This window comes from Gluconobacter sp. Gdi, from assembly GCF_014132155.1.
GTDB lineage: Bacteria > Pseudomonadota > Alphaproteobacteria > Acetobacterales > Acetobacteraceae > Gluconobacter.
Genome location: NZ_BLJQ01000002.1, coordinates 284,264 through 298,585 on the forward strand (window position 1 = coordinate 284,264; position 14,322 = coordinate 298,585).

The 14,322-nt window shown below is 55.3% G+C and carries 14 protein-coding genes and 1 tRNA gene; 9 read left to right on the forward strand and 6 right to left on the reverse strand.

Translation table 11 applies throughout. From position 1 onward, the window contains the following. The first annotated feature begins 77 nt into the window (after window positions 1-77). The 3 genes from JN414_RS05155 (at window position 78) to JN414_RS17145 (ending at window position 2,711) form a co-directional block, all read left to right on the forward strand. On the forward strand, window positions 78-1,442 hold the full coding sequence (locus JN414_RS05155; RefSeq protein WP_202206989.1) for an autotransporter strand-loop-strand O-heptosyltransferase: 1,365 nt from the start codon (window positions 78-80) through the stop codon (window positions 1,440-1,442). A gap of 112 nt (window positions 1,443-1,554) precedes the next feature. After that, window positions 1,555-2,496 (forward strand): rhodanese-related sulfurtransferase, encoded by a 942-nt coding sequence (locus tag JN414_RS05160; protein WP_202207253.1) that lies wholly within the window; start codon window positions 1,555-1,557, stop codon window positions 2,494-2,496. An 83-nt stretch (window positions 2,497-2,579) separates the two neighbouring features. Then, window positions 2,580-2,711 carry a hypothetical protein gene (locus tag JN414_RS17145; protein ID WP_255494179.1) on the forward strand — a complete coding sequence of 44 codons (132 nt, stop codon included), beginning with the start codon at window positions 2,580-2,582 and terminating at the stop codon, window positions 2,709-2,711. 130 nt (window positions 2,712-2,841) lie between these two features. On the opposite strand, the gene uvrA is transcribed toward JN414_RS17145, so the two are convergent. Continuing rightward, on the reverse strand, window positions 2,842-5,874 hold the full coding sequence (uvrA, locus tag JN414_RS05165) for an excinuclease ABC subunit UvrA (RefSeq protein ID WP_202206990.1): 3,033 nt from the start codon (window positions 5,872-5,874) through the stop codon (window positions 2,842-2,844). A 129-nt stretch (window positions 5,875-6,003) separates the two neighbouring features. Between uvrA and ssb the strand changes: the two genes are divergently transcribed. Further along, complete coding sequence (gene ssb, locus JN414_RS05170) at window positions 6,004-6,585, forward strand: single-stranded DNA-binding protein (RefSeq protein ID WP_202206991.1); 582 nt, start codon at window positions 6,004-6,006, stop codon at window positions 6,583-6,585. 64 nt (window positions 6,586-6,649) lie between these two features. On the opposite strand, the gene JN414_RS05175 is transcribed toward ssb, so the two are convergent. The 3 genes from JN414_RS05175 to JN414_RS16800 are packed head-to-tail and all read right to left on the reverse strand — an operon-like array spanning window position 6,650 to window position 7,911. Next, complete coding sequence (locus JN414_RS05175) at window positions 6,650-7,057, reverse strand: GNAT family N-acetyltransferase (RefSeq protein ID WP_237389881.1); 408 nt, start codon at window positions 7,055-7,057, stop codon at window positions 6,650-6,652. 56 nt (window positions 7,058-7,113) lie between these two features. After that, window positions 7,114-7,479, reverse strand: coding sequence for a hypothetical protein (locus tag JN414_RS16795; RefSeq protein ID WP_255494181.1), 366 nt, complete (start codon window positions 7,477-7,479; stop codon window positions 7,114-7,116). After that, the gene (locus JN414_RS16800) at window positions 7,480-7,911 is read right to left on the reverse strand and encodes a helix-turn-helix transcriptional regulator (RefSeq protein ID WP_237389882.1); all 432 of its coding nucleotides are present in this window, start codon (window positions 7,909-7,911) and stop codon (window positions 7,480-7,482) included. A gap of 83 nt (window positions 7,912-7,994) precedes the next feature. On the opposite strand from JN414_RS16800, the gene JN414_RS05185 reads away from it, so the two are divergent. From JN414_RS05185 to JN414_RS05200, 4 genes are all read left to right on the forward strand, one after another. Beyond that, window positions 7,995-8,759, forward strand: a complete 765-nt coding sequence (locus JN414_RS05185; protein ID WP_202206993.1) for a class I SAM-dependent methyltransferase — start codon at window positions 7,995-7,997, stop codon at window positions 8,757-8,759. Window positions 8,760-8,832: 73 nt separating this feature from the next. Next, window positions 8,833-11,673, forward strand: a complete 2,841-nt coding sequence (gene gyrA, locus JN414_RS05190) for a DNA gyrase subunit A (RefSeq protein ID WP_202206994.1) — start codon at window positions 8,833-8,835, stop codon at window positions 11,671-11,673. Continuing rightward, window positions 11,666-12,184, forward strand: coding sequence for a pantetheine-phosphate adenylyltransferase (gene coaD, locus JN414_RS05195; protein WP_202207254.1), 519 nt, complete (start codon window positions 11,666-11,668; stop codon window positions 12,182-12,184). Before gyrA ends, coaD begins: the two co-directional genes overlap by 8 nt. 31 nt (window positions 12,185-12,215) lie before the next feature. Beyond that, window positions 12,216-12,701, forward strand: coding sequence for a peptidylprolyl isomerase (locus JN414_RS05200; protein WP_202206995.1), 486 nt, complete (start codon window positions 12,216-12,218; stop codon window positions 12,699-12,701). A gap of 38 nt (window positions 12,702-12,739) precedes the next feature. Here the strand turns inward: JN414_RS05200 and JN414_RS05205 are convergent, their stop codons facing one another. Beyond that, complete coding sequence (locus tag JN414_RS05205) at window positions 12,740-13,120, reverse strand: DUF6525 family protein (protein ID WP_202206996.1); 381 nt, start codon at window positions 13,118-13,120, stop codon at window positions 12,740-12,742. A gap of 132 nt (window positions 13,121-13,252) precedes the next feature. Here JN414_RS05205 and JN414_RS05210 point away from each other — a divergent pair. Beyond that, window positions 13,253-13,328 (forward strand) — tRNA-Lys (locus JN414_RS05210). A gap of 120 nt (window positions 13,329-13,448) precedes the next feature. Here the strand turns inward: JN414_RS05210 and JN414_RS05215 are convergent. Beyond that, a complete protein-coding gene (locus JN414_RS05215) occupies window positions 13,449-14,132 on the reverse strand; it encodes a GntR family transcriptional regulator (protein WP_237389883.1) in 684 nt (227 codons plus the stop codon). Window positions 14,133-14,322: the final 190 nt, after the last annotated feature.

Here is a 14,322-nt window from a genome sequence, read left to right on the forward strand (position 1 = left end):
CTGCTTTTGTGGGTGCGGTGGGGACGGTTCTCTGTCTCTGTACGGCCTGCGGGGACGGTTTGGAGACGCTTCTACTTATGTCTGATGTGACCTCTGTTTCTTCCCAGCTTGCAGAAACTGTAACACCTGCCTCAGGCCTTCCGCAGGAGAGTACTTTACCCGTTGATGGAAGTGTTGTGCAGAAGGAGGACGAAAAGAGCCCCTATCTGGCCATTCCGGCTGTTCCAGTTGTCGAAGGGGGACAGGGTGTCCGCTTTGACTTCAATGATGGTGCCCGCGTCATGGTGCCGGATATCGCTCCGGAGTTGGGGCAGTGGCATGTCAGGCTTTCAGATTATTCGACGGGAAATATTCTTTTCGATGCCCGGCTCAAGGGCGGGATGGTTTCATCCACCAAGAAGTACTTTGTTCCATTCCGGATTGATGTCTGGCTGGAAAAGCCTGACGGAACACGGGAGGATATTCTGCATCATGAACTTTCTCTGAATGGAAAACCTGTTCTGGTGCAGCTTCCTGTTGGAACTCTGGGAGACACGATTGCCTGGCTGCCCGCTGCTATTCGCTTGGCCCAGCAAACGGGAGCGAAAGTGTCCTGCTCGGTTGCAGATGTGATTCTGCCACTGGTGAAAGACGCCAATCCGGATATTACTCTGGTTGGTCACGATGAAGCTCAGACAAACAAGACGTTCACGTCCGGATTCTATGCTTCGTATAATATAGGCCTGTTTTTCACGGATACCGAGCTGACACATCAGCCAACAGACTTCCGGCATGTGGGTCTGCACCGCACCGCAGCTTATATTCTAGGTGTTGATCCCTGGAACGATAACCCGCCTGGCATTACAATTCAGGATGGGGATACGCCTCCTATTGAGGGGCCATATGTCGTGATTGCGACGCAGGCGAGTACTCAGTGCAAATACTGGAATAATCCGGCTGGGTGGCAGGAGGTTATTGGCTTTCTGAAGTCTGCTGGGTATCGCGTGATCTGCATTGATCAGAAAACGTTCCATGGAACAGGATATGTCTACAATCACATTCCCCATGGTGCAGAAGACGAGACTGGCAGCCGTCCGTTGTCAGAACGTGCGCGTTGGCTGAAGCATGCCAGTTTCTTCATTGGCCTCTCCAGTGGTCTGGCTTGGCTGGCGCATGCAGCTGGGACACCTGTCGTCATGATTTCCGGCTTCACGCATCCGGACAATGAATTTTTCACGCCCTATCGCATCATCAACTGGCACACCTGCAATTCGTGCTGGAACGACCCGAGGCATCAGTTCGATCACAAGGATTTCTTCTGGTGCCCCCGCCACAAGGGAACGGAGCGGCAGTTTGAATGCACGCGTCTGATTACTGGATCGCAGGTCATTCAGACGGTGCGTCGCGTGATCAAGGATCGCGGACTACCTCTCGCAGAAGCAGCAACCGCCTCAGTCGCCTGAGGCTCAGGTTCAGGAGTTTTCTGGAATTGAAGGCGCGAGCCTGATATTGGCGGGGGCACATTATCACCTGATCGTGGGTCTGCCTGCGGTCGCAGAGCTGGATGGTTGCCCTGTGTCTGATGCTCTTCCGCCGATCCGTATCGTCGCGCTTTACAACTTCACGCCGTTTGAAGACATCGTTGCGTTGCGCGGGCCTTTGCAGGAGGTCTGCGACCGCGCAGGCATCAAAGGCATTCTGCTTCTGGCGCCAGAGGGCATTAACGGAACGATCGCTGGTTCAGACGAAGGCATGGAACGGGTGCTGGAGCATATTCGGGCGATGCCCGGATGTGAGGAACTGGAGATTAAGGAATCTCGTGCGCCGGAAATGCCCTTCCGCCGCATGAAGGTGCGTCTCAAAAAAGAGATCGTCACCATGGGACAGCCTAATATCGATCCTCGCAAGGATGTTGGTCAGTATCTGGCACCAGATGAATGGAATGCTCTGATTTCTGATCCGGATACGATCGTGATTGATACCCGGAATGACTACGAAGTCGCGATCGGGACTTTCAAGGGGGCTGAAGATCCCAAAACACGGTCATTCCGGGAGTTTCCGGAGTGGTTCCGGAACCGGCGCAAGGAGCTTGAGGCAACAGGCCGAGTTCCAAAGATTGCCATGTTCTGCACAGGCGGAATTCGCTGTGAGAAGTCTACGTCTTTTGTGAAGGCAGAGGGATTGGACGAAGTTTACCATCTCAAAGGCGGTATTCTGAAATATCTGGAGACTGTTCCAGAGGAAGAAAGCCTTTGGGAAGGGGAATGTTTCGTCTTTGACCAGCGTGTTTCCGTGAAGCATGGTCTGGAAATTGGCAGCTACGATGTTTGTCACGCCTGTCGTCGCCCTGTCAGTGAGAAAGACAAGGCTTCTCCGATGTTTGTACAAGGCGTCTCTTGCCCCCATTGTCATAACGAACGGACAGAAGAGCAGCGCCAGCGATATGCTGCCCGTGAGCTACAGGAGAAGCTGGCGCGCCAGCGCGGGAAAGAGCATCTCGGTACTCAGCAGAAATAACTGCCGACCAGTCAGCCGGTAATTCTTCTCAGAAGGGAGCAAATGGATTGTTCTAGGAGGATGATCCGGACCGCTGAGCGCTGATGATTGCTCTAATCTGGCTGCCGTCTCGTATGTTGATTGTTGCCGTGGGGTTTGCACCAGCATACCCGCTTGGAAAGGGTACGGCTGCGTTTTTTGCGATTACTGTTCTGGTGTCGCCTGTCGGGGGCTGAATTTCTGGCTCCCGATCACTCTGATCTGGAAGGCATTGTGACGACGGCCTTTGACACCTTTTTGTAGCCTGGCTTGCGTAGCGTCCTTTGTTGTCCTGAAGAACGGGGCTCTTCAGGACTTGATCAGGAATCAGACTTTGGTTTTGTTGCGGGAGCCTGAGGGGCGGCCACGAGGTTTCTTGTCCGCCACTATTTTTGCCTTAGGCACTTTTGTTGTTTTGGCTGGGGCTCGCTCCGCCTTTTGGGGCAAGCTGGCGGCAATCATCGCCTGAGTGATTCTTTTGCCTGTGGGCTCACGGTGCTGCCTGACACCGGGCGCATCCAGAAGGGGGGCCAAGAAGCGGCCAGTGTGGCTTGCTTTGCAGGCAGCAATGTCTTCCGGTGTTCCTGCGGCTACGATCTTGCCGCCACCATCACCGCCTTCTGGTCCGATATCGATCAGCCAGTCTGCTGTCTTGATGACCTCCAGATTATGCTCGATCACCAAAATGGTGTTGCCCTGATCGACCAGCGTATGCAGCACTTCCAGCAGCTTGCGGACGTCTTCTGTGTGCAGACCTGTGGTAGGCTCATCAAGAATGTAGAGCGTGCGACCCGTAGCCCGTTTGGCGAGTTCCTTGGACAGTTTGACGCGCTGGGCTTCACCGCCTGAAAGCGTGGTTGCCTGTTGGCCCAGGGCGACATAGCCAAGACCAACCTGCTGGAGAATGGCGAGGCGGTCCCGAATTCTGGGCGCAGCCTGAAAGAACGGCAACGCCTCGTCCACAGTCATGGCAAGTACATCAGCGATGGAATTGCCACGGAACTTCACTTCCAGCGTTTCACGATTGTACCGCGCGCCTTTGCAGGTGTCACAGGTGACAAAGACGTCAGGCAGGAAGTGCATTTCGATTTTCAGGACGCCATCGCCCTGACAGGCTTCGCAGCGGCCGCCCTTTACATTGAAGGAGAAGCGGCCTGGTTTGTAACCGCGTGCCTTGGATTCCGGGAGTTCGGCAAACCAGTCCCGGATAGGGGCGAACAGGTCCGTGTAGGTGGCGGGGTTGGAACGGGGGGTACGGCCAATTGGAGACTGATCGATTTCGATGATTTTATCGAGGTTCTCTACGCCTTCCAGTCGGTCATAAGGGAGTGGAGACTGGCTCGATTTCATGAGCTGCCGGGACAGTGCTTTGTAAAGGGTATCCACGACCAGGGTGGACTTGCCGCCGCCTGATACACCAGTGACCGCAATAAAGGTCCCCAGTGGGAAATCCACGGTCAGATCCTTGAGATTGTTTCCCTTGGCTCCAACCAATGTGAGTGTTTTGTCCGAGGTGCGTCGATTTTCCGGAACTGGAATAAACTTCCGACCCGAAAGATAGGCACCAGTCAGGCTTTCTTTATTCTTGGCTACTTCCGCAGGTGTGCCGATTGCGATGACGTTTCCGCCCCGCGTGCCAGCACCAGGCCCCATATCGATAAGGTAATCAGCAGCACGGATGGCATCTTCGTCATGCTCGACGACGATGACCGTGTTTCCAAGGCGTTTGAGGCGCTCCAGTGTGCCGAGAAGGCGCTCGTTGTCGCGCTGATGCAGGCCGATGGACGGTTCATCAAGCACATACAGAACGCCTGTCAGACCCGAGCCAATCTGGGACGCCAGCCGGATACGCTGGCTTTCACCGCCAGAAAGTGTGGCGGATCCGCGGGAAAGGGTGAGGTAGTCCAGGCCAACATCATCGAGGAAGTGTAGGCGATCCGTGATTTCGCGAAGAATGCGGCGCGCGATTTCGGCACGTTGTGGGGTGAGGGTAACTTCAACACCGGAAAACCAGTCCAGTGCCTTGCGGATCTGCATATCTGATGCTTCGGCGATGTTCAGGTCATTGACCTTTACGCAGAGGGCTTCAGGTTTCAGGCGTGCGCCATGGCAGGTGTGGCAGGGCTTTTCTGACTGATAGCGCGACAGTTCCTCGCGGACCCACATGCTGTCTGTCTGCGCCATGCGTCGGCGCAGGTTTTTGAGCACGCCTTCAAAGGGTTTTGTAACGGTATGGACCTTGCTGCCATCACGATACGGAATGGCGATGGGCTCTTTGGAACCGTACAGGATCAAATCCCTGGTTTCGGCTTTTAGGTCTCGCCATGGCGTGTTCATGGTGTCCCCGCAATGGCGAGCAAGAGCTGCAAGAGTCTGGTCATACCAGTCCGTGCTGGCACCACTCCAAGGGGCAATCACACCTTCAGAAAGTGTCAGGGTGTCGTCACTGACGATCAGGTTCTCGTCAAAATGGGTTTCCGTACCGATACCATCGCAGGTCGGACAGGCGCCCATTGGTGCATTGAAGGAAAACAGACGGGGTTCGATTTCCTCAATCGTAAAGCCTGAAACAGGGCAGGCGAAACGTGAGGAGAAAACGATGTGGGCGGGGGCAGCTGTTTCTCCCGCACGCCTGACTTCTTCCGCGTAGGCGAGACCGTCGGAGAGTTCGAGGGCTGTCTCAAAGCTGTCTGCCAGACGGGATTCGAGGTCAGGTTTGACGACAATCCGGTCCACCACGACTTCGACATTGTGGCGGGTCTTGCGATTGAGTTCGGGGGCTTCGGCAATTTCGTAAAGCTCACCGTCAATTTTGACGCGCGTGAAGCCCTTGCGAGCCAGGTCTGCCAGTTCGCGTTTGCAATCCCCTTTACGGTCCCGGACGACCGGCGCCAGCAGCATGAGGCGCGTGCCTTCAGGAAGCGCCATGACGCGATCTACCATTTGGCTGACCGTCTGGGCTTCAATAGGAAGGCCGGTTGCGGGTGAATAAGGAACACCCACGCGCGCCCAGAGAAGGCGCATGTAGTCATGGATTTCCGTGATGGTGCCGACGGTGGAGCGGGGGTTCTTTGAGGTCGTTTTTTGTTCGATCGAGATGGCCGGGGAGAGACCCTCAATGGAGTCCACATCCGGCTTGCCCATCAGTTCAAGGAACTGGCGGGCGTAAGCGGAAAGACTTTCCACATATCGGCGCTGACCTTCGGCATAGATCGTATCGAAGGCGAGAGACGACTTTCCGGAGCCGGAGAGACCCGTGATGATCGTCAGGGAGTCACGGGGAATCGTGACATCGATATTCTTGAGATTGTGGGCGCGGGCACCACGGACACGGATCGAATGATTGTCTGGAAAGCTCACGAAAACCCCGGAATGTGCAGAAAAGCGATTGTTAAAAATCGGAACGCGCCTGAACGGCGCTGGATCAATTATAGATGGGCGTTTAGGATCATATGAAAAGAACAATTCGAGAAAATTGGTTGGTACGGAATGGCAGGCAGCGTCAATAAGGTGATTCTGGTCGGGAATCTGGGCAAGGACCCGGAAGTCCGGAACACGCAGTCAGGCGGGAAGGTTGTCAATCTGACGATCGCCACGTCTGAAACATGGAACGACCGTCAGTCCGGTGAGCGCCGCGAGCGTACGGAATGGCATCGCGTCGTCATTTTCAATGATCGCCTGGGCGATGTGGCTGAGCGTTTTCTGCGCAAGGGGCGCAAGGTTTACCTCGAAGGTGAGCTGCGGACCCGTAAGTGGACCGACCAGTCCGGCCAAGAGCGTTACACGACGGAAGTGACGATCGATCGCTTCCGCGGTGAGTTGGTGCTCCTCGACAGTAACCGCAGTGGCGGTGATGAAGGCGGTGGCTTCGACGGTGGTGGTTCGTCCTACGGTGGCGGAAGCAACAATGGCGGCGGCTTTGGTGGTGGAAGCCGGAGTGGTGGCAGTGAAGGTGGCTTCGGCGGCGGCTCTCGTAGTAGCGGTGGTAGCGCAGGTGGCGCGTCGGGCAGTCGTGGCGGTGGCTGGGATGCTCCGCCAGATAACGATCTGGATGATGAAATCCCGTTCTAAGGGATTTTCCGGAGAACCGGGCTGGCAGTGTCAGTCCGGTTTTTTTATGCGTGAAAGGCCCGTTTTAGAGCGACAGATGAAGGAACTGGTTGAACTCAGAGGCCTGATAGTCAGCGAAAGGTTCGCCGAGTTGAAAGCCTCGGGCCTTGTAGAGCTTTAGTGCGGATTCGAAAGAAGAATTCTGGCCGGTTTCAGGGCTGAGCTTTTTCAGGCCCAGAGAGCGTGCCCTGTGAATGAGATGATCCAGAAGAGTGCTGGCGATGCCCTGTCTTAAAAAATCCGGATGAGTCCGCATGGATTTGATTTCACCGTCGTGAGCACTCAATCGTTTTAGCGCACCAATGCCAGCAACGTGGCCGTGGTGATGGACAGTCCAGACCTCGATATCTGATGAGATGAGAGCAGCCAGATCCAAGGCGAAGACGTGTCCAGCAGGGGTGTTTTCGTGCATTCCGGCAAGGTGAAGGGTCAAAAGGTCGCATGTTTCTTGGTCGGCAAAGTCTGCTGGGCGGAGAATGTGGTTCGGGTTCATAAGGTGGAATCCGGAGTGGCCGTGCTTTTGGACAGAATGACGAGTTTATAGCCCGCATGAGCTGTCGGGATGAACGTTGTTTGATCGTAGTGGAGAAGGCCTTGTGTTGGATGTTGAAAGCTCCGGTGCCCTCCTTCTCTGGGGAGGACGCCTTGGTCTTCCCAGAAACGGTTAAATTCCGGACTTTCTCTCTGAAGGGTTGAGACAAGTGTCTGAAAAGGTTCGGTACGGGCAATAGAAACTGTATCGGCTCGAAATTCGGCCAGAAGCCGCTGGGCGCGGGGTAGCCAGTCCGTAAGGAAAATTCGGGCATGGGAGTTCAGAAAAACATAGCGCAGCTGATTGGTCTCTGAGCTGTTCAGTCAGACATCGAAAAGAATTTTGGCTGCGGAATTTGCGCTCAGAACATTCCACAAGGGATCGAGCAAATAAGCGGGGCTGGAGATCTGTTCTGGGAGGCTGAGAAGTGTGGCTGGTGCAGTTGGCGCAGTGTGATCCCGCTGAGGGTCTCGCAGTTCTGCCAAAGTGAAAAGGTAGCGTCTTTCCGTCGTGGACAGTTTCAAAGCCGCGGCAATGCGCGACAGTGTGGCGGATGAGCATGAGACGTCGCGTCCCTGTTCCAGCCACGTGTACCATGTCGTGCTGATCCCGCAGAGTTGAGCTGTTTCCTCGCGGCGCAGTCCTGGGGTGCGTCTGCGTCGTAATGGAATCAGCAATCCTGCTTCTGACGGAGAAAGCCTTTCGCGGTGCGTGCGAAGAAACAGACCAAGAGTTTTACGGCTGGACGTAGGCATGGTGCAATTTATACCATGATAAAATAGGATCTTATACCTGATTGCTTGTTGTCTGATGATGATCTCCAAGGGAGAAAAATCAGATGGTTATGCAGGCAGGACAATTTGCTGCGAAGCATTATGAAGACAGGGCCTCATCTTACGTAAATAGCGTGGTGCATAGTCAGGGCGGTGACCTGGACGTGATGGTTCGGGCTGTTCAGGGGCGCGGGTTTGAACGTGTGCTGGATCTTGGCTGTGGCGGGGGTCATGTCAGCTATGCTGTGGCGCCACATGTCGGGCCGGTTGTCGCCTGCGATGTCACGGCCGGAATGTTGGCTGCGGTAAGCCGGTCCGCTCAAGACCGTGGCCTTGGCAACATTGTTGTTGAACAGGGCGCCGCAGAAGCGCTTCCATTTAATGATTGTGTATTTGACGCTGTTTTATGCAGGTTTAGTGCCCATCATTGGGAAGGCTTTGAGGCTGGTCTGAGAGAAGTGCATCGCGTTCTGAGGCCCGGAGGTCTGGCTATTTTCGGCGATGTTACGGCTCCTGAAGACGCTATGTCCGATAGCTGGCTTCAGACGTTGGAATTGATGCGGGATATCTCTCACGTGAGGGATTATGCCGTGACAGAATGGGTGTCTGCTCTCGGAAGATCCGGTTTTGTTGTGGATGGCCTGAGACGCAGCCGTTTGCGGATGGAATTTGAGAGTTGGGTATCGCGAACACGAACACCGACGGAGCGTGTGGAGGGTATCCGGTCGTTGCAGCGTGGTGCGCCTGTAGCTGTCCGTGAAAGACTGGGGTTGGAAGAAGACGGCAGTTTCCTGCTGGACGTGACCGTTTTTCAGTTTCACAGGCCATAATGGGGTGGGTGTGGCATGTAGGCCGCGCATGGGCTATGCTGTGCGGACTGTATTTTAGCGTGGTGGACCTGTCTTGACCGAGCTGAACGAGCCGACTGATATTGTACCTTCCGATCGTCTTCCGGTGACGATCGAGGAGGAGATGCGCTCCTCCTATCTGGCCTATGCGATGTCGGTGATCGTCTCGCGTGCCTTGCCGGATGTGCGTGACGGCCTGAAACCCGTCCATCGCCGCATCCTGTACGCGATGCGCGAGAGTGGGTTTACGTCTGATAAGCCTTACCGCAAGTCTGCGCGTGCGGTCGGTGACGTGATGGGTAAATACCATCCGCACGGTGACAGCTCGATTTACGATGCCATGGTTCGTATGGCGCAGCATTGGTCAATGCGCGTCAAGCTGATTGATGGACAGGGTAACTTCGGTTCGGTCGATGGCGATAGCCCGGCTGCCATGCGTTACACCGAAGCCCGTTTGGCCAAGTCTGCGTCGTTCCTGCTGGATGATATTGAGCGGGACACGGTTGATTTTCAGCCGAACTACGACGAGAGCGAGCACGAGCCTAAGGTTCTGCCAGCGACGTTCCCAAATCTTCTGGTGAATGGCGCTTCGGGTATCGCGGTCGGTATGGCCACGAATATTCCGACGCATAATCCTGGCGAAGTCATTGATGCCACGCTGGCGATGATTGCAAATCCGGCGATTGAGCTGGATGAACTGATGCAGATCATCCCTGGTCCGGATTTCCCGACCGGCGGCATCATCATGGGCCGTAGCGGCATTCGCAAGGCGTTCGAGACAGGCCGTGGGTCTGTTCCGGTCCGGGCTCGTGCTGAGATCGAGGAGATCCGCAAGGATCGTCAGGCGATCATCATCACGGAAATCCCGTATCAGGTGAACAAGGCAACGCTTCAGGAGAAGATTGCCGATCTCGTCCGCGCCAAGGAAATCGAAGGCATTTCCGATATCCGCGATGAGAGTGACCGTTCAGGGATGCGGGTTGTCATCGAGCTGAAGCGCGATGCGACGCCGGAAGTGGTGTTGAACCAGCTCTATCGCTTCACGCAGCTTCAGACGTCCTTCAGTGTCAATATGCTGGCACTCGATGAGGGCAAGCCGCGCACGATGGGGCTGATGGACGTTCTGCAGGCGTTCATTCGTTTCCGCGAAGACGTCATTCTGCGTCGCGCACGCTTCGATCTGAACAAGGTTCGGGATCGTGGGCATCTGCTGGTTGGCCTTGTGCTGGCTGTTGCCAACATCGACGAAGTAATCGCGCTGATCCGCTCTGCCCCTGATGCCTCGACAGCGCGTGAGCTGCTTATGGCGCGCGAGTGGGATGCGAGCGAAGTTGTGCCGTTGCTGGAGCTGATCCAGGACGAAGGCAATGTCATCTATGATGGCAAGGTTCGCCTCACAGAAGCGCAGGCTCGCGGTATTCTCGAACTGCGTTTGCAGCGTTTAACCGGTCTGGAACGTGAGAAGATCCAGGGTGAGCTGAGCGAAGTTGCGGCCAAGATTGCTGACCTGCTCGATATCATTGGCAGTCACAGTCGTCGCATGGATGTCATGCGCAATGAATTGCTGGCGGCTCGGGCTGAAATTGCCACCCCACGTATGTCGGAAATCTCCGATGCGCTGGGCGATCAGTCTGACGAAAGCCTGATCGAGCCGGGGCAGATGGTTGTGACCATCACGCGTGACGGCTTCATCAAGCGGACGCCGCTTGAGATGTTCCGTTCGCAGAACCGCGGTGGGCGTGGTCGTACGGCGTCTGGCCGTCGTGGCGATGACGTCATTATTCGTAGCTTCAATGCTCATACCCATCAGTGGGTGCTGTTCTTCTCTTCGGGCGGCAAAGCTTATCGCACCAAGGTCTGGCATCTGCCGGAAGCATCTCCGACGTCCAAGGGGCGCGCACTGGTCAATCTGCTGCCGGAACTGGGTTCGGATGCCATTACAGCGGTTCTTCCGTTGCCGCAGGACGAGGAGCTGTGGGAAGATCTGCACCTCACCTTTGCGACGGCCAGCGGCAATGTTCGTCGTAACCGCCTGAATGATTTCCGGAATATCCGGGCGTCCGGTCTGATTGCGATGAAGCTGGATGAGGGCGATTCCCTCATTGGTGTGGCGACGTGTCGTGAAGGTCAGGACGTGTTCCTGGCAACGAAGAACGCGCGCTGTGTCCGCTTCCAGATCACCGATGATACGCTGCGTGTGTTTGCAGGCCGTGGCAGCTCGGGCGTGCGCGGTATCCGCCTTGGTGACGGGGATGCGGTGATTTCACTGTGCATCCTCAACCATGTGGATGCTAGCGTTGAAGAGCGTGCGGCCTATCTGCGGATGGCCAATGCAAAACGTCGCGCCGAGAATGCTGTGTTGGCAGAAGGTGCTGAAGAAGAGGTGGTGTCCGGTGACGAAGACACTGTGGAGATCGCTGGCGATCTGACACAGGAGCGCTTCGAGGAGCTGGAACAGCAGGAAGAAATTCTTCTGACCGTGACGGATGGCGGGTTTGGCCGTCGTTCCTCCGCCTATGATTATCGTGTGTCGGGCCGTGGCGGTCAGGGCATCACGAACATGACCTTCTCGGCCAATCGTCGTGGCAAGGAAGTGGTTGGAACGCTTCCAACGCTGGATGGTACGGATGTCATGCTTGTGACGGATACGGGCCGTCTGATTCGTCTTCCGGTATCGCAGGTGCGTGTCATGGCGCGTCAGGCCAGTGGTGTGACGCTGTTCCGCCTGAATGACACCGAGACGGTGATCTGTGTCTTCCCGGTTGTGGAAGATGACGGGGAAGAAGGCGACCTGATCGAAGGGGATGTTGTGGCAACGCCGGACGGTACAGCGCCTGTTGATGGCACTGTGACGGACGGTGAGGCTTCTGTGGGTGATGCAGCCCCTGATGCCTGAGTGGCAGACTGATCCGCGTGTCGGGTTTTATCCCGGCACGTTTGATCCGGTGACGTTCGGTCATTTGGATATTATCGATCGTGCGTCTGCTCTTTTTAATCGTCTACTGGTTGGTGTGGCGGTCAATGAAGGTAAGCATCCGCTCCTGACACTGGAAGAGCGTCTGAAGATGATGCGGCATGAGGTGTCGAAATTGCCTCATGCTGACCGGATTGAGGTTCTGGGGTTTGACACCCTACTGGTTGCTGCGGTGCGTAAGGCTGGCGCGGGGACAGTTGTGCGCGGTCTTCGCTCTGCGGGGGATTTCGACTTTGAGAGTCAGCTCTCTGGGGCGTTGCGTCGTCTGGCGCCGGAAATTGAGACGGTTTTTCTGCTGTCTTCCGAAGGGCATCGCACGACGGCCAGTCGGATTGTGAAGGAAATTGCCCGTCTTGATGGCGATATTTCCTCCTTTGTCAGCGAAGATGTTGCAAGTCTCGTCTTGTCGAAACTGGGTCGAGGGGCGACATAGGAACCTTCATTGATTTCTGGAAGGTTCCAAGATGTCTGAGACCGCAGTACCCGACGGCAACAAGCTGGTTTTCGAACTCAAGAACGGCAAGGTCGTCATTGAGCTGCGCCCTGATCTGGCGCCGCTGGCTGTGGAGCGTCTGAAGCTTCTGGCGAGCGAAGGTTTTTATGACGGTGTGAAGTTCCACCGTGTAATCGAAGGCTTCATGGCACAGGGCGGCGATCCGACTGGCACAGGCACCAGCGGTAGCAGCTACCCGGACCTGAAGGCCGAGTTCACGGACAAGGCAAAGTTCGAGCGTGGCACACTTGGCATGGCCCGTACGATGGCTCCGCACTCTGCAAACAGCCAGTTCTTCATCATGTTCCAGGACGTGCCGTCTCTGAACGGTCAGTACACGATCGCTGGCCAGGTTGTTGAAGGCATGGAGTATGTCGATCAGATCAAGCGTGGCGCTGGCTCGTCAGGCGTCGTCAAGGATCCGGACACCATCGTTAAGGCCTACGTCGAAGCCTGAACTGCTTAGGCAGCGCTGAGCGCCTCCTTAAAAGGTGTTCAGGCGGCCTTTTGATTGTTCCCTGGTGCGCGCAGGACCGTAGCTCTTGCCGCATCATGAGGATAGGGTGTCCCGCACTGTGCGGTATAGCGCTCTGAAAAAGCCTCTCGTTCAAGGCGTTCACAATAATCCAGATATTTGATCAGGGCTCGCTCGGCACGCGGAGTGCGGCCGTAAATGCGCTTGTAGTGCTTCCACAGGATCAATGCGTTGACGGACCAGGCATCATAGACGTGTTCGTTCAGGCGTCTGCGAATGGATGCTGGAAGCTGGTCGAATGCATCCCACTCGTTTCCCTCAAAGCGTTGCCAGATTTCATGCCGTACAGTGCGATCGTTTAAGGCGCAGTGATTGGTCAGGTTGCTGTTTTTGGAGCACATACGAGGGCTTTTTCAGGCTCTGAATCGGTAATGTTTAATACGTTATAACATAACAAAAAAAATTCTAGTGCTGTTTTCCGGCTGCTGGAGGTTGACCTCCCTAGTGGTTGTGGGGTAGCCATCCGCTCGGATGAACCGGTAGCTCAGTTGGTAGAGCATTCGACTTTTAATCGAATGGTCCTGGGTTCGAGTCCCAGCCGGTTCACCATTTTCCCCAGAGATCGAATGTGTTTGGAAACCTTCGCCTAGGGCGAGGCAGATCCGCATCATTAGCGCGGAAAGCCGTCAAGCTAATATGATCGCCCTATGCCGATATGGGCCGGCTACCTTACGGAACGAAAATCGAAGATTTGTCACGAAGCAGGTTTGCAGAGCGTGGTTTCATCTTTTTTCGAATACTCAGGGCTTTGTCGAGGTGCGTAAGATGCGCATCCATGATCTTTACGGCATCCTTTACCCTATTCTTACGCAGGGCATTCACCAGCCGCCTGTGATTGTCGCAGGATTGCTGCGCGTCCGCCTTGGATTGATACAAGGTAGCGATCAGGACGATTCGGGTTGTTAGTTCTTCAAGAATGTTGGCCAGAATAGAATTGCCGAGTGCTGCGGCTAGGTGGACGTGAAAGTGGCCTAGAAGGTAGCTGCGACGACCCAGATCATTCTCATCAATGGCGCGCTGTTGCTCCAGAACGTGTGCTTCAAGCTGTTTGATAGTCTCGGCACTGATATTTTTCTGTGTCATGAGAAGACCGATTTCTACGGATCGGCGTGCTTCAATTGTTTCGCGAGCCTGTTCAACGGTGGGTTCAATGACGAACCACCCCCTCCGAGGGGAAACCGCAACGATGCCCCGACTGCTGAGGCGCATCATTGCCTCCCGGACCAGTGTTCGTGAAACCCCGAAGATCTCTCCCAGATCTTTTTCTCCGAGCCGCTCTCCGGGGGAGATCTGTTCGGAAAGAACGGCCTGAATAATTTTGTTTTCGATGACATTGCTGCTGGCGGGCTGCATCGATTTTTTCCGTTCTTCCATGTCAGCTTTTATGCGCCTCCTTCTTTTGAGGGACAAGCGCGACATAAGATGTGGAAAAGGAATATTCCGGATTCGATCATTTTTAATGTGGAACAAACATGCTTTGTATTCTATCTGGTATACAAGATTCGCCAACATGGTGAATTGCGACACATCCTGACTGCTTCAC

Excerpts from the sequence above, each read along its gene's own strand:
- JN414_RS05155 (WP_202206989.1), top strand. The coding sequence starts at position 78 with ATGTCTGATGTGACCTCTGTTTCTTCCCAGCTTGCAGAAACTGTAACA.
- JN414_RS17145 (WP_255494179.1), top strand. The coding sequence starts at position 2,580 with ATGATTGCTCTAATCTGGCTGCCGTCTCGTATGTTGATTGTTGCCGTG.
- ssb (WP_202206991.1), top strand. The coding sequence starts at position 6,004 with ATGGCAGGCAGCGTCAATAAGGTGATTCTGGTCGGGAATCTGGGCAAG.
- JN414_RS16800 (WP_237389882.1), bottom strand. The coding sequence starts at position 7,911 with ATGCCTACGTCCAGCCGTAAAACTCTTGGTCTGTTTCTTCGCACGCAC.
- JN414_RS05185 (WP_202206993.1), top strand. The coding sequence starts at position 7,995 with ATGGTTATGCAGGCAGGACAATTTGCTGCGAAGCATTATGAAGACAGG.
- coaD (WP_202207254.1), top strand. The coding sequence starts at position 11,666 with ATGCCTGAGTGGCAGACTGATCCGCGTGTCGGGTTTTATCCCGGCACG.
- JN414_RS05200 (WP_202206995.1), top strand. The coding sequence starts at position 12,216 with ATGTCTGAGACCGCAGTACCCGACGGCAACAAGCTGGTTTTCGAACTC.
- JN414_RS05205 (WP_202206996.1), bottom strand. The coding sequence starts at position 13,120 with ATGTGCTCCAAAAACAGCAACCTGACCAATCACTGCGCCTTAAACGAT.
- JN414_RS05215 (WP_237389883.1), bottom strand. The coding sequence starts at position 14,132 with ATGCAGCCCGCCAGCAGCAATGTCATCGAAAACAAAATTATTCAGGCC.